Consider the following 14,641-nt stretch of genomic DNA (forward strand, 5'->3'; position numbering starts at 1 on the left):
CTACTCCTCTTTAAACATCATAACATTTTGACAAAATGTCAGTTAATTTATTCTTATATTCTTCATATTCTTGGCTCCCTCTAGCCCTAGGTCTTGGAATGTCTATATTTATATCGTCAAGAATTCTTCCCTTATCCCTTGACATTACTATAACTCTATCACTCATATATACAGCTTCATCAACATCATGAGTTACCATTAATGCAGTTATTTTCTTTTTTGTCCATATTCTTTCAAGTTCTTCTTGTAAGTTTTGTCTCATTTGAAAATCAACTGCTCCTAGTGGTTCATCCATTAATAATACTTCAGGATTACATGCTAAAGCTCTTATCATAGCAACTCTTTGTTTCATTCCTCCAGACAATTGATGAGGAAACAGATTTTCTTTCCCTTTTAAATCAGACATAACCAAAAGCTCTTCCAACATTTCTTCTCTCTTTTCTTTCGGTATTTTCTGCTGTTTCATAGGAAATAAAACATTGCCCCTTATAGTCTTCCAAGGAAATAGAGCGTAGTTTTGAAATATGAAAGCTCTATCTATACCTGGTTTTTTAACTATTTTATCATTTATAAAGACATCTCCACTTTCTGCCTTTTGAAATCCACCTATTATAGTAAGTAAAGTTGTTTTTCCACATCCTGAGGGTCCTAAAAGACAAACAAATTGACCATTTTCTATATCTATACTTATATCTTCCAAAACCTTTGTATGTATTTTGCTATTTACAAATGTTTTATTTATATCTCTCACACTTAATTTCATTAATCTGCAAACCTCCATCTACAAAGGATTTTATTTATAAATTTTAGTACTCTATCTATTATAAATCCTATTAAAGCTGCAAATATCATAAGCCCAATTAATACATCTGTATGCATCAATGTCTGAGCTTGTACCATGGAGTAACCGAGACCGGCACTCGTAGCTATGAACTCGGCTCAGATAACAGACATCCATCCTGTACTTATGGCAATTCTTGAACCAGTCAATATATCTGGAAGAGATGCTGGTACTATTACATTTGCAAATATTACAATTGGCGATGCCCCCATACTTCTAGCTGCATTATAATAATCCTTTGATATTGCTCTTACACCTTGAATAGTATTTAAAATTATAGGAAAAACTCCTGAAAAAGCTATTAAAAATATTGTTGGACCATCCCCTATACCAAACCATACTATTGTAAGAGGAACCCACGCCATTATAGGAACTTGTCTTACAGAATCTACTACTGGAGATAAAAGCTTTTCAAAAGTCTTAGAAAATCCCATAATAAATCCTATTGGAAGTCCAAACAATAATGCATACATAAATCCTTTAAGCACTCTTTGCAATGTTATAAACAGATTAGTCACTGTCTCTACATCTGTCACACAGTAAAAGAAACCTTTTATTACATCTACTGGCATTGGGAGTAATAAAGAACTCCCTATATCTTTTGCTGCAAAATGCCAGACTAAAAATATACTAACTAAAAGTATTATTTTATATAAAATGTCCATACTACTTTTAGATTTTTTCTTAGCTATTGTATCTCCTCTATCTTTAGAAATTTTAATTTCCAACTTCTTATTTCCTCCATATCTATATTTCTTATATTCTTATACTCTTTTAATGCTTTTTTAAATATAGTTTCTTTCCTTAAATTATCAACACTTTTATTGTATAGTTTTATAAAATCACTATACGACTTGCTTTTCTCAAACTCCTTATTCACAACTAATACATAGGTATCATAGTCACCTAATTTAGCTGTAGATTTTTTTTCGCCTTCTAATCCAATTGCTTTTATACAGTCTATTACAACACCATCTACTAAATTACTTTCTAGCCCATATGCTAGTGCTGTCCCTAATAATGGAGAAATTTTTATATTTTCATAGTATTTTTTTACTAATTCAGATTGATAATTTCTATTTTGAATTATTCCTATTTTTTGAGGATTGTTCTTCTTTAATAAAAATATATCTGAATTTTGAACTACTGTACCAACAATTTCAAACTCACTAGTTGCATTTATATACTGTTTTGCTGCATCTTTACATATGATTGCTATATCTATTTCCTCTGAACTCAGAGCCCATTGCATTGTACTTGCTCAGCAATCATTAATTGTAAAAGTCTCCATTACATCACTTACTTTTATGCTTTCAAAGTAATCTTTGTTTATCATATAATTTATTACAAAACCAGAGGTATCATCAGATACCCCTATTCTTAATTTTCCTTTTATTTCTTCTTTATCTTCAAAATTAAAAAATATTATAAATATACTTCCTAAAATAATGACAAAAAGTATTATTATATTTTTTATTCTCTCCATTTATTTATAATACCTTTGCTTTCCAATCTTCATAACTCATACCTTTTGGAAATTTGGGATTAACTTTTTCTTTTATAAACTTATCAAAGTCGTCTGCCCCACAAGAATCTAATAAGCTTGTATCAATTGTATCTTCATATTTAGGTATCTCATCTAATGCCTTTAAATCTTTATACATTTGTAAATTGTTTTTGTATTCTTCTCCTGTAACTTTCCAAGTAAGCGTTCTACCTTCTCCAACTGTCTTTTTATAAATAGTTCTAAGTGCAACTTCTTCTTCTACATTATAATATTTTGCAAATATTTTAGCTGCTTCTGCTGGATTTGTATATATATATTCTATTGCTTTAGTATGAGCTAAAACCAATTTTTTTGCTAAGTCTGGGTGCTCTTTTATAAAGTTTTTATTTAATGAGAATGAACAACAGTTATATTCTTTATTATTAGCTTTTTCTTTATATTGAGTTGATGCTATTATTTTTCCTACTCCATCATTTTCAGCTACAGAACCCCAAGGGTCACAAGATGTAAATGCTTGTATCTTTCCAGTTTTAAGAGCTAAATATTTATCTTTATCTGAATCCATATTTACAACTTCATATTTTGATGGGTCAGTTGGTAAACCTGTTTCTGGACCATAATCACTTATCCATAAGAAATCACTCATATCTGTTGCAATTTTTTTGCCCACTAAATCCTTAGGTTCTTTTATATCATTTGAAACTATTAAATATTCAGACCCACCAGTGTGATTATTTGCTGCTATTGTTATTGGTGAACCTTTAGGTATAGCTCCTACTAGACCCTTTGTTCCTATATAACCAGCATCCATCTTACCTGCTGCCATTGCTTCAGGAACTTTACCATTCCCAACAGTTTTTACATTAAGACCTAAATCTTCATATATTCCTGCTGCTTCTGCTACTGGTCCAGCTGTCATATGGTCACAATTATAATACCCTACTGTTATCGCATAATCATCTTTTCCACCTTTTTTCCCCTCTTCCTTTGGTTTACTGCTACATCCAGTTAATATAGATGCCCCCACTGCACTAACTAAGATTAATGCTTGAATCTTTTTAGATACTTTCATTTCAATTTCCCCTCTTTTATGTATTATTTTTATTTTTAGCAACACTTGTCCATATCTTCTCCAAATAAATCGACAAGTTTTTTACCCTCTACTCTATAAATAGCGTATCCTACATTGCCATTTTTAGAACCTGACACTATTACTTCTATTGGTGGCTTCTCATCAATATTTTTAAAAGTTATAGTTTGATTCTCTATAGGTGCTGGTATTGGTTTTGTTATATAATGGCTCTCCGCATCAGAAACTACCACTGCCATTTCATTTGAATTATTACCTTTTTTATATATAACTACTAAATCTTTTTTTCCATCATTATTTAAGTCTTCTTCAGCACAGGTTATTATATCTTCCTTATGATTTTTCTTGAAATATGTTAATGTTTCTTGATTTACATTTGGAATAGAGTCATTTTGTTTAAGGTTATCATCTACTACCCTTGATAAGACTATTAATGCAATTACTACACATGATATTATAACTACCTTTTTAAGCATGATTTCCTATGACCTCTTTCATCTTTGGTATTACTGCTTTAAGTGCAAATAAAATAATCAAAATAGTGCATATATATTCAAAACTATCTGGTATATTTAACATTAGTTTATTTGCTAATTGTATTGAAGAATTTGTTGTCTCTAAATTCACAGTATTGTTGTTTGCCAAAAGTAAATTGGTTATATAACCTATTATTATTGAACAGAGTGTTAGTGTAACTGAATATATAACAACAGTTCTTTTTCCAATAAGTTTACACATACTTATAAGTTCTGGTAAGTTTGTCGCTGCACCAGCTATCAAAAATGTTATCGCTATCCCAGGAGATGCTCCACTTGCAACAAGGGCTGCTATAAATGGAATATGTCCTACAGCACATACATACATAACACATGCAAGTATTGATATGCTTCCAAGAGATAGTAAACCTGGATTTCCTAAGTATTTTTGAATTATACTATTTGGAAAAATTGTTGTTATAAATCCCGCAAAAAGCATTCCCATTATTACATATTTACTAATAGTAAGTGCTAACTCTCCAAAGGACCATTTAAGCCCATCAACCATATTTTCTATAAAGCTTCTCTTTTCTTCTTCTAATTCTATAGCTTCTTCATCTGAGTCATTTTGCAAAAATAATTCTTCTTTTCCAAAGGTATTCCCCAAAACTCCTACTAAAAATGGTACTAAAAATCCAGATATAAGATAAATGATTGTAATTTTAGGTCCCAAAAGACCTAAACAAAGAACTACAGCTATTGGATTTATTATTGGAGTTGATGTCATAAAGGCAAGTACTGGCCCTAAGTATGCTCCGGAATAGTACATACTTATGCCCAATGGTATTACGCCACAACTACAAATTGGTAAAAACATTCCTGAAATAGTGCTTTTAATCAGAGAAGAAAACTTCTTATTTCCAAGTTGCTTTTGAAACCTTTTTGGTGTTAAAACATTGTGAAGAACTCCTGCCAATATAAAACTTATCATAAGCCATCCTGATGCTCCATTTAGTGTAACTATAGAAGCTACCACAGTGTTTTTCACTCCACTTAAAACAATTTCTAATATATTCATTTTTACTGCTCCTAATTTTTAAACTTTTAACTATTATTTATAGCTTCTACTATTGCCTTTTCAATGTTATCTTTGTTTAATCTATCATACTTCTTTTTTTGGTTTATTATTAAGGTTCCTTTTGTTATGATTCCATACTTCTTGACATATGAGAAATCTTTACCTGCTTGGTAAAGTTTTACTTCTAACTTGTCAGTATACTTCTCAGAAATTTTTTTTATAAACACTCCATGCTCATCACAAGATGGTCAAGTATTTATGAATTCAACTAAAATTTTAGACATTTGTTCATCCCCTACTCTAAACAATTTATCTTTTACTTAAAATAATCCACAGAAAAATTTTTTCTATGGATTGTATTCCGCAAGATTTTATAATGTTATAACTTGGTCTATACCTGCACCACCTAAACAAGCATATAAATTTGGGAAACATCCAATTGTAGCTCCATCGACCAACTTATCCTCTATCCCTCTTTCCATAGCACACTGGTCACAAGCCATTATTATCATATCTGTCTTTTCATGTAATTTACTTAATCTTTCTCCCACTGGGTTACCTTTAGACAAAAATAAGGTATTATCCATAAAGAAAAACATACCTAGGACATCTACCCCATGAGTTCCTTGTTCTAATTGTGGTATTATCATTTTGTCTAGAATTTTATGTGCGTTAGTACTACTAAAAATATAAGCTACTTTCATTTTTATTCCCCCTATACTTTTTTATCTAAATTTTATACAAAATTTTACATATGTAATTATATTATAAGTTTATTCGTATTTATCTGTAAAATAGATAATAACAATATTATCCAATAGAAATATAGTGTTTTTCTATATTTATTTAATTATTTTTTGATTATTTCATCATTTTGGTTAACTTTAATAAATAAAAAATAGATTACTTAAATTTATCTAGCTTATTTAAGTAATCTATTTTAATTATTTATCACATTATTAAATTAAATCTGTTCAATACTTTTTTATTAAATTTATTTTAGTCCTGTCTTATATATTTCTTAAGTTTTTCATACTTATATCAAGTGCTTTCACTGAGTGTGTAAGCGCTCCCACAGAGACAACATCAACACCAATTTTTCCTATAGATTCTATTGTATCTAAATTTACATTTCCAGAAAACTCTACAACTGCTCTCCCATTTATCATTTCTATAGCCTTTTTTGCTGTCTCCAAATTCATATTATCTAACATTATTATATCTGCTTTAGCTTCTATAGCTTCTTTTACCATTTCTAGAGTTTCCACTTCTACCTCTATTTTTCTGACAAAAGATGTGTTTTTTCTAGCTAATTCAACTGCATTTTTAACGCCACCTGCAGCTCCAATATGATTATCTTTAAGTAATATTCCATCAGATAAATTAAATCTATGATTGCATCCTCCACCTACTTTTACAGAATATTTGTCTAAAATTCTAAGATTAGGTATTGTTTTTCTACTATCCAATAGTTTAGTATTTGTACCTTCAAGTTTTTCCACATACATACTTGTAGCAGTAGCTATTCCGCTCATTCTTTGTAAATAATTTAACGCTACACGTTCTCCCACAAGTAAGTTTCTAGTATTTCCAGTTAATACAGCTATCTTTTCTGCATTATTTACCCTATCGCCATCATTTTTATACAACTCTACCTCTACATCTCCAAGTATTTCAAAAACCCTTTTAAACACACCTAAACCCGCTATTATACCATCTTGTTTACAAATTAAATCTACAATAGACTTAGAATTTTCATCTACAATAGAATTAGTTGTTATATCCTCACTTGGAACATCTTCTATTAAAGCATCTTGTATCATTTTATCAATAATCAAATAATTCATCGCCAAAATCCTCACTTGTTCTTTCTATTTCTTTTATAACTAATATTTTATTCTCTTCCTTTATTTTTTCTACATCCACCTCTATATTTGCTACTTCTATAAACTTCACTTCTATACTACCTATAACTGAGTTTATATTTTTAGCTGCTCTTTTTGAAAATACAAGACCTTCAAGTAGTGAATTACTTGCTAGTCGATTAGCTCCATGAACACCTGTACAACTAATTTCACCCACTGCATATAGGTTCTCCATAGATGTTTTTGAATCTAAATCAACATGTATCCCTCCCATAAAATAATGTTGTGCAGGAGATACTTTTATATATTCTTTGGTTATATCTGTTCCTCTATTTAAACATTCATTGTATATAAAAGAAAATCTATTAATTAAATATTCACTATCTAAGTGTGTTGCATCTAAATATACATAAGGCAAATCATCTTTTTCCATTTGTTCAAAAATAGCTTTTGAAACTACATCTCTTGGAAGAAGTTCATCTACAAATCTTTCTTTGTTTTTGTTTAAAAGTTTAGCCCCTTCTCCTCTCAAAGATTCAGATATAAGCATCCTTCTACCTTCACTATTTTCTTCATAGAAAGCTGTTGGGTGTATTTGAATATATTCTAAATTTTCTATTTTAATATTATTTCTTAATGCTATAGCAATTCCATCTCCTGTAAGGTGTCTTTGATTCGTAGAATTTTTAAAAAGTCCACCAATTCCTCCTGTAGCTAAAACTACTACCTTTGAAAAGATATGAATTTCTTTTTGAGACTTAAAAATTCTAGCTCCTATACACTTATTACCATCTTTTAATATATCTAAAAGATAAGCATCTTCTATAAGAGTTATATTTTCCCTAGTTTTAGCTTCTTTTAATAGAGTCTTAAAAACAACTTCTCCTGTATTATCTTTGCTATGAACTATTCTATTTACGCTATGAGCTCCCTCTCTTGTATAGTCTATCTCTCCATTTTCTTTGTCTAAAGGCATACCATAGTCTACTATTTGACCTACATTTTCTATAGATTCATCTGCAAGAACTTTGACTGCTTCAACCCTATTTTTATACTGACCAGCCTTCATTGTATCTTCTACAAAAGATTCTATATCATCAATATTTCTAGCAGTTGAAATTCCTCCTTGTGCAAGATATGTATTGTTGTTTTCAATTGTAGATTTTGATACTACTAACACATTTAAATTTTTATCCAAATTTAATGCACAATATAGTCCCGAAACACCACTTCCAATTATTAAAACATCCTGTTCTAAATTCATAAGTCTATCCCTCTATCCTTCTGCTAATCTGTGCATATTAAGCAGTGAATTTAAAGCCTTTTCCATAATTTCATCTTCTACAATAACTTCGTTTTCCATATTTTTAAGAGTACTATACAAATTCTCTAATGTTGTTTTTTTCATATCTGTACATAGTATTCTTCCACCAGGAATATAAAAATTTTTATTAGGATTGTTTTTCTTTAATTCATGTAAGATACCCTCTTCAGTTGCTATTATAAAATCTGTATTTTTGCTGTCAGTAGCATATTTTATTATTCCTGATGTACTACCTACATAATCACCTAAGTCTCTTATTTCTTTTTTACATTCTGGATGTACCAATACTTCTGCATCTTTATACTTTTCTTTTAATTCAATTATTTCTGCAACTTTTATATTGTTGTGATATTTACAATATCCATCCCAAAATATAAATTCTTTATTAGGGAATTTTTCTGCAATATATCCTCCTAGGTTCTTGTCTGGGAGGAATATAATTTCTTTATTATCTATGTTTTCTAATATTTTAATTGCACTAGATGATGTAACTGAAACATCACAATGTGCTTTAACTTTAGCTGTAGAGTTTATATAACATACAACCAAAGCATTTGGATACTGTTGTTTTAGTTTTATCACGCCTTCTTCATCTACCATATCTGCCATAGCACATCCAGCGTTACTTACTGGCATCAATACAGTTTTTTCAGGTGATAATATCTTAGCACTTTCTCCCATAAATCTCACACCACAAAATACAACCACTTCTTCTTTACAATCTCTAGCAATTTCACTTAAGTAATACGAATCTCCAACTGCATCTGCTAATTCTTGTATTTCTGGTGGTTGATAAAAATGAGCAAGTATTATTGCATTTTTTTCTTTCTTTAGCTCTTTGATTTGATATGTTAAATCTTTATCCATAATTGCACCGCTTTCTATATGTACTAGTGTATATACACCTGTAAATTCATTATATCACTTGACTATTTTTTCTTCAAGAATTTTAGACCTCTTAATATTGTTAAGATATAGACACTTACACTATCAATTAATTTATCATTTTTTTACCTCTATTTAAATTATTTTTTTTGTATTTTTTAATTTTTTGTAGAATATTATCAGAATATTTTTTATATTCTTTCTTGTTATAATATTGAATTTTTTTCCAAATACCTGTATACTAAGTGCATGATTATGTATATGTATTTATTTCTGAAATTATATTAGTTTTAATACTTTATAGAATTTGTAAGTGTTTTAAGTATAAAATCTTATAAAAACTTACACATTCAGACAATATGTATACAGAATCCAAAAAATTTTATAAATGGGGTGATGTTATGACAACATTCTTAATTGGTTTGGCTATTTTACTAATAGGAGGTGCTTTATACGGCGCTTATTGTGAAAAAGTATTTGGCCCAGATGACAGAAAAACACCTGCACTTGCTCAGAGTGATGGAGTAGACTATGTTCCAATGAAAAAATGGAAAAATAGTCTTATTGAGTTGCTTAATATAGCTGGTACAGGACCGATTTTAGGACCTATACAAGGTATTTTATTTGGTCCAATTGCGTTTATACTAATTCCTATTGGTTGTGTATTAGGAGGAGCTTTACATGACTATATGAGTGGAATGATTAGTATAAGAGAAAAAGGAGCACAGATGCCTTCTCTTATCAGCAGATTTTTAGGTAATAAGGTCTTTCAAGTTTATAATATCTTCCTTTGCTTATTAATGCTTTTGGTTGGTGCAGTTTTTATTTATACACCTGGAGATTTGGTAGTTACTCAAATTCTAAATATGAAATCAACTATCAATAATCCAGTCGTTTGGATAGTTTATGGAATCATCTTTGTATATTATTTATGTGCAACACTATTTCCAATTGATAAAATAATAGGAAAAATATATCCAATATTTGGAGCCATTCTACTTTTATCTGCTGCTGGTGTTGGAATTGGAATATTTACACAGGGTTATGACTTAGCCAATTTAAGCCTAGCAAATTGGAAAGGTATCCATCCTAATGGAATTCCTCTTATCCCTACATTCTTTGTTACAGTTGCTTGTGGTATTGTTTCTGGATTCCACTCAACTCAAGCTACTCTTATAGCAAGATCAGTTTCAAATGAAAAAGAAGGTAGAAGCACTTTTTATAATATGATGATTTTGGAAGGTTTAATTGCCATGATTTGGGCGGCAGCTGCTATGGGTATTTACAATAAAGGAATACCTAGTGAATTAATAGGTTCTCCTGATGTAATAGGTTTAGTTGCTAGAGACTTACTTGGTTCTGTTGGTGGTATTATAGCTATAATAGGTGTTATTGTTTTACCAATAACTTCTGGAGATACAGCTTTAAGATCTTTAAGATTAATGCTTGCAGATTATTTCCATTATGACCAAAAAGAAAAGAAACATCGTGTTATATTATCAATCTGTATATTTATTCCTGTTATAGCCATCCTTATATTTGCAAAACTTAGCACTTCTGGATTTAATATATTATGGAGATATTTCTCTTGGAGTAACCAAACTATTGCTATATTCGCCTTTGCTATGATTACAGTTTATCTTATAATAAAAGAAAAAAATTATATCATAAGCTTAATCCCAGGTATGTTTTATTCTTTTGTAATTTCTAGTTATATATTCAATGCTCAAATTGGATTTAACTTAAGTATAAATATATCATATATTTTAGCTACCATTTTTACTGTTTTGTATGCTGTTTTAACTGTATACTATGGCAGAAAACTAAAAAGCAAAATGGATACAAATCTAGCTAGCTAAATATAAATATTATTAGATTTTTATTAAAACTTTTAATTTTAAATAACTCAATAAAAAGAGGCTGTCTCAAAATAGAGATTAGCCTCTTTCTTATTAAATACATTAATAAATAAACAGCCACCTTTTATTGGAATATTTATCCTATATATTTAATATAAATAAATAAAAGATTTAAAATAATCTACATTGTTTATATACTCAAAATAATTTTTTGGAGGAATACTTATGAATAATAAATTACATGAACTAGAAAAAAATTTACCAGAAACATCTTGTTCTTTTTGTACACACCTTTCATTGAAGGGGCCTAGCCTAGATTACAGATATGATATTAAATGTGTTATTTCAGATACCAAACCTGATTTTAGAGGATGTTGTGAATATTTTGAGCCAGAATATACAGACTTAAATACAGGAGATTTAGATAATCTATACATAAACTTTCTTGAGACATGCCTTAAGGTAAACTATAATGATTATATTAATTCTATGTACTGGAAGTTGTTTAGAGAAAGAACTTTACTAGAGAACAATTTTAAATGTTCTATATGTGGTTCAACTGAAAATATTGATGTGTATCATATTAATAAAAATTTAGGAAGAGAAACTTCTGAAGATATAATTGTTAAATGTAAGAAATGTAATTGTAAATAAGTGTATAAAATTCAAATAACTTCACATAATAAGTTTAAATAAAAAACTTAGGAGGTTATTTATGAAAAATAATAATTTAAATTGTGATGCTACTAACTGTGCTTATAATACTAGTGGATATTGTTATGCTGGTAGCATAAAAGTAGATGGAATGCAAGCAACTACTACAGGAAATACTTACTGTGCTTCTTTTGAAGACAAATATACATCTGGTATAACTAGTCGTTCTAATGACACTAACCAAGTTGATACAGATAATATTCATTGTGAAGCTGTAAAATGTAAATACAACAAGAATGAACTTTGCAAAGCTGAAAAAGTTCATATAAACTCAGGAAATGCAAGCTGTGAAACTTTTGAAATGAAATAATTTCATTGATACTTAACTATTTAGTATTTATAAAAAATAAAATGGAACCTATAAAACAGATACCTTTTAAAAGATATCTATTATAGGTTCTTTTTTACAATTAAAGCATTATGTATTAGGAAGTAAATGTAATTATAAGTTATCATCTTGAACTAAATTTTACACCAAATATATCCATAAGAAACATAAATATTGGAACTCCAATTAATAATCCCCATACACCTAAATAATGCTCTCCTACAAGTAAAATAATGAAAACAAAACAAACTGGAAGTTTTGTTCTATTTGACATCAACTTAGGATTTAATATATATGTTTCCACTGCATGCACTATACAAATCATGGCCAAAACGCCAAATACTTTTGCTATTCCTCCTATATTAAGGGCTATTACTGTTAATGGAATTAGAGACACTATAACTCCAGCTACTGGAATAAGACCCAAAACAAAAATCATAAGCCCTAAAGCCCATATTTGAGGAAAACCCATAAATCCTAAAAAAATCATAGAAACAATAGAATTTATAAATGCAATCATTACTTGTACTTTCATTACATCACCAAAATTTTTCACAAAACTTTTTCCAAAAAATACAAGAGAATTATAGATGAAAGAAATTTTACTTTCTGCAAGTTTATTTCCAAATTTTTTAATATCATTTTTTTCAAGTAAAAGCAGTAAACTAAGTAAAAAAGCTAGTAATATATTTATCCCAAAACTTCCAACTTTAGTTGCTGCTGATGCTATTAACAATCCTGCCTGTGAAATATATTTATTAAAATCCAACTTTGAAACAATAGGATAAATCTTTGGCCCTAAAGATTGAGCAAATTGATTTACATCAAAATTACTTAAAATCCTACTTAACTCTGTAAGTTGAACTATAATTATTGGCACAACTGCATAACTAATTAGTACTAATAATATAGCAAATAACGAATATAATACTATAATTATTAATGAATCAGGAACATAGAAAGAAAATAATTTCCTAATTCTTTTTCTTATGGAAACTAATAAATTATAAAAAACAAAAGTCATTATAAATGTTAAAAGCACCATATTTAACATATACCAAAATGTAATTAAAATAATCACTACCACAGATATAGAAACAATCTTATATTTTGAACTATCGGGTGTCAATTCTTTATTATTCTCCACAGCGTAATCCTCCCCAGATTTTTACTACTTAACAATCAAACTTATTACTCTAATTCTAAAATCTAATTAGGAGAACATTAAAAATAATGCATTAATTCTTCCTAATACAACATTAAATTTTAGAGAAGATAATTTTAGATAATACATACTTATATCTAATTCTGCCTACATTATATATTTAAATCATTATTATCTATATCAGATAGTAAATCATATATCTCTGGATATTCAAAAAATAAGCCCTTTTTTAATAATTGTCTTATTTCACCTGTACTTACCCATTTTATATCACTTACTTCTTCTTTTTGTAAAATTGCATTTGATACATCATACTCTTTTTTAACTAAATATACATCCCATAAAGTATCTCCATGAATCATACTTCTAAAAATCTTTATCTCATCTTTGGATATATCAATTCCTATTTCTTCCTTAGCCTCACGAATTGCACCATCTAAACTTTCTTCTCCAGAAACAATACATCCAGTTGTCATCCCCCATATATTTGGCAGTGTCTTTTTATTTTCAGACCTTTTCTGAATTAAAACCTGAAAATTACTATTTACAATCCACACTTCAACTGCTAAATGATAATATCCTTCTTCAATAGAATTATCTCGCTCTATAACATTTCCTGTTTTAATTCCATCAGCATTATACAAATCCCATAATTCCACTTTCAAATCTCCTTACTTTCCTTATAAAGTTAACTAAAATATAGATACATTTTAGTATAATTAATTTTGTTCATTTTTTATTACAATGCTTGATTTACATTTATGTTCATCATTTTTCTTTTCTTTCCACTCTTTTATATCATCTATAATGAATCTATGTTTAAGAGATTTTGTATCAAATTTAAACATTCTAAACACTATTTGTAATACATACCCTAAACCTAAAGCACTTACAAGTGTACCAATTCCTACAGAACCACCTAATAACCAACCAGCAACGAGTGCTAATATTTCAAGAACTGTTCTAACAAGACGTACAGACCTATTAGTTTTTTTCTGAAGAGCAATCATAAGACCATCTCTTGGCCCACTTCCAAGGCAAACTCCTAAATACAAAAAACTAGCTATAGCAGCTAAGATGATTCCTATAGCAACCATGAATACTCCTATATAAGTATTACTTGCATGAGGTATCACACCTGAAAATATTACTAAATCAATGAAAATTCCTATAAATGTCATATTTAGCAATGTACCCCATCCTATATTTTCACCAAAAACTGCATCCAATATAACGATTATAACACCTACCAATATGGACGCCTGACCTATAGTTATACCTAATTTTATAGATAAACCTTGATGAAGCACATCCCAAGGCATAAGACCAACATGTGCATTAACCATAAGCACAGAAGAAATTGCAAATATAAAAAAACCTGAAAACAACCTTATCATACTTTTTAAATTAATTTTTCCCATTAAAAATCACTCCTCATAATAATAATAACAATAAATACCAATAAAATATATATATAAGTACAAAGTTTTACAAAATTTTTCATCATTT

At 28.9% G+C, this 14,641-nt stretch carries 17 protein-coding genes; 3 read left to right on the plus strand and 14 right to left on the minus strand.

Annotated features, from left to right (window positions below):
* Positions 1-10: 10 nt before the first annotated feature.
* The 11 genes from saoA to nadA all read right to left on the minus strand — a co-directional run bounded on the left by saoA (position 11) and on the right by nadA (position 9,048).
* Positions 11-763 carry an ABC transporter ATP-binding protein SaoA gene (gene saoA / locus IC218_RS07320; RefSeq protein ID WP_227482806.1) on the minus strand — a complete coding sequence of 251 codons (753 nt, stop codon included), beginning with the start codon at positions 761-763 and terminating at the stop codon, positions 11-13.
* The gene (gene saoP / locus IC218_RS07330) at positions 763-1,569 is read right to left on the minus strand and encodes an ABC transporter permease subunit SaoP (protein ID WP_255606496.1); all 807 of its coding nucleotides are present in this window, start codon (positions 1,567-1,569) and stop codon (positions 763-765) included. The genes saoA and saoP overlap by 1 nt, the downstream gene beginning before the upstream one ends.
* Positions 1,530-2,327, minus strand: coding sequence for an ABC transporter substrate-binding (seleno)protein SaoB (saoB, locus tag IC218_RS07335; protein ID WP_255613172.1), 798 nt, complete (start codon positions 2,325-2,327; stop codon positions 1,530-1,532). Before saoB ends, saoP begins: the two co-directional genes overlap by 40 nt.
* A 4-nt stretch (positions 2,328-2,331) precedes the next feature.
* Entirely contained in the window at positions 2,332-3,420 is a 1,089-nt protein-coding gene (gene saoX, locus IC218_RS07345) for an ABC transporter substrate-binding subunit SaoX (protein ID WP_227824137.1), read from the minus strand.
* A 35-nt stretch (positions 3,421-3,455) separates the two neighbouring features.
* Complete coding sequence (gene saoC / locus IC218_RS07350) at positions 3,456-3,914, minus strand: Cys-Cys-COOH (seleno)protein SaoC (RefSeq protein WP_227824138.1); 459 nt, start codon at positions 3,912-3,914, stop codon at positions 3,456-3,458.
* Entirely contained in the window at positions 3,907-4,992 is a 1,086-nt protein-coding gene (gene saoE / locus IC218_RS07355; RefSeq protein WP_227482810.1) for an efflux transporter SaoE, read from the minus strand. The genes saoC and saoE overlap by 8 nt, the downstream gene beginning before the upstream one ends.
* A gap of 26 nt (positions 4,993-5,018) precedes the next feature.
* Positions 5,019-5,276 (minus strand): thioredoxin-like (seleno)protein SaoT, encoded by a 258-nt coding sequence (gene saoT, locus IC218_RS07360; RefSeq protein ID WP_255613171.1) that lies wholly within the window; start codon positions 5,274-5,276, stop codon positions 5,019-5,021.
* Between the two features lie 87 nt (positions 5,277-5,363).
* Positions 5,364-5,696 (minus strand): DsrE-related protein SaoD, encoded by a 333-nt coding sequence (gene saoD / locus IC218_RS07365; RefSeq protein ID WP_227824140.1) that lies wholly within the window; start codon positions 5,694-5,696, stop codon positions 5,364-5,366.
* Between the two features lie 306 nt (positions 5,697-6,002).
* On the minus strand, positions 6,003-6,839 hold the full coding sequence (gene nadC / locus IC218_RS07370; RefSeq protein WP_227824141.1) for a carboxylating nicotinate-nucleotide diphosphorylase: 837 nt from the start codon (positions 6,837-6,839) through the stop codon (positions 6,003-6,005).
* Complete coding sequence (locus IC218_RS07375; RefSeq protein WP_227432664.1) at positions 6,820-8,121, minus strand: L-aspartate oxidase; 1,302 nt, start codon at positions 8,119-8,121, stop codon at positions 6,820-6,822. The genes nadC and IC218_RS07375 overlap by 20 nt, the downstream gene beginning before the upstream one ends.
* A gap of 12 nt (positions 8,122-8,133) precedes the next feature.
* Positions 8,134-9,048 carry a quinolinate synthase NadA gene (gene nadA, locus IC218_RS07380; RefSeq protein ID WP_227432663.1) on the minus strand — a complete coding sequence of 305 codons (915 nt, stop codon included), beginning with the start codon at positions 9,046-9,048 and terminating at the stop codon, positions 8,134-8,136.
* 419 nt (positions 9,049-9,467) lie between these two features.
* On the opposite strand from nadA, the gene IC218_RS07385 reads away from it, so the two are divergent.
* From IC218_RS07385 to IC218_RS07395, 3 genes are all read left to right on the plus strand, one after another.
* Positions 9,468-10,925, plus strand: coding sequence for a carbon starvation protein A (locus IC218_RS07385; protein WP_227824142.1), 1,458 nt, complete (start codon positions 9,468-9,470; stop codon positions 10,923-10,925).
* A 225-nt stretch (positions 10,926-11,150) separates the two neighbouring features.
* Entirely contained in the window at positions 11,151-11,579 is a 429-nt protein-coding gene (locus IC218_RS07390) for a hypothetical protein (RefSeq protein WP_227432661.1), read from the plus strand.
* Positions 11,580-11,640: 61 nt separating this feature from the next.
* Positions 11,641-11,949, plus strand: a complete 309-nt coding sequence (locus IC218_RS07395; protein WP_021385244.1) for a DUF1540 domain-containing protein — start codon at positions 11,641-11,643, stop codon at positions 11,947-11,949.
* 142 nt (positions 11,950-12,091) lie between these two features.
* Here the strand turns inward: IC218_RS07395 and IC218_RS07400 are convergent, their stop codons facing one another.
* From IC218_RS07400 to IC218_RS07410, 3 genes are all read right to left on the minus strand, one after another.
* Positions 12,092-13,114, minus strand: coding sequence for an AI-2E family transporter (locus IC218_RS07400; protein WP_227432660.1), 1,023 nt, complete (start codon positions 13,112-13,114; stop codon positions 12,092-12,094).
* A 170-nt stretch (positions 13,115-13,284) separates the two neighbouring features.
* Positions 13,285-13,791 (minus strand): NUDIX hydrolase, encoded by a 507-nt coding sequence (locus tag IC218_RS07405; RefSeq protein ID WP_227432659.1) that lies wholly within the window; start codon positions 13,789-13,791, stop codon positions 13,285-13,287.
* A gap of 60 nt (positions 13,792-13,851) precedes the next feature.
* Complete coding sequence (locus tag IC218_RS07410; RefSeq protein WP_227824143.1) at positions 13,852-14,553, minus strand: YczE/YyaS/YitT family protein; 702 nt, start codon at positions 14,551-14,553, stop codon at positions 13,852-13,854.
* Positions 14,554-14,641 lie beyond the last annotated feature (88 nt).

The sequence above is a fragment of the Clostridioides sp. ES-S-0005-03 genome (assembly GCF_020658455.1).
In the GTDB taxonomy this organism is placed as follows: domain Bacteria; phylum Bacillota; class Clostridia; order Peptostreptococcales; family Peptostreptococcaceae; genus Clostridioides.

Excerpts from the sequence above, each read along its gene's own strand:
- saoA (WP_227482806.1), bottom strand. The coding sequence starts at position 763 with ATGAAATTAAGTGTGAGAGATATAAATAAAACATTTGTAAATAGCAAA.
- saoX (WP_227824137.1), bottom strand. The coding sequence starts at position 3,420 with ATGAAAGTATCTAAAAAGATTCAAGCATTAATCTTAGTTAGTGCAGTG.
- saoC (WP_227824138.1), bottom strand. The coding sequence starts at position 3,914 with ATGCTTAAAAAGGTAGTTATAATATCATGTGTAGTAATTGCATTAATA.
- saoE (WP_227482810.1), bottom strand. The coding sequence starts at position 4,992 with ATGAATATATTAGAAATTGTTTTAAGTGGAGTGAAAAACACTGTGGTA.
- saoD (WP_227824140.1), bottom strand. The coding sequence starts at position 5,696 with ATGAAAGTAGCTTATATTTTTAGTAGTACTAACGCACATAAAATTCTA.
- nadC (WP_227824141.1), bottom strand. The coding sequence starts at position 6,839 with ATGAATTATTTGATTATTGATAAAATGATACAAGATGCTTTAATAGAA.
- IC218_RS07375 (WP_227432664.1), bottom strand. The coding sequence starts at position 8,121 with ATGAATTTAGAACAGGATGTTTTAATAATTGGAAGTGGTGTTTCGGGA.
- nadA (WP_227432663.1), bottom strand. The coding sequence starts at position 9,048 with ATGGATAAAGATTTAACATATCAAATCAAAGAGCTAAAGAAAGAAAAA.
- IC218_RS07385 (WP_227824142.1), top strand. The coding sequence starts at position 9,468 with ATGACAACATTCTTAATTGGTTTGGCTATTTTACTAATAGGAGGTGCT.
- IC218_RS07390 (WP_227432661.1), top strand. The coding sequence starts at position 11,151 with ATGAATAATAAATTACATGAACTAGAAAAAAATTTACCAGAAACATCT.
- IC218_RS07395 (WP_021385244.1), top strand. The coding sequence starts at position 11,641 with ATGAAAAATAATAATTTAAATTGTGATGCTACTAACTGTGCTTATAAT.
- IC218_RS07410 (WP_227824143.1), bottom strand. The coding sequence starts at position 14,553 with ATGGGAAAAATTAATTTAAAAAGTATGATAAGGTTGTTTTCAGGTTTT.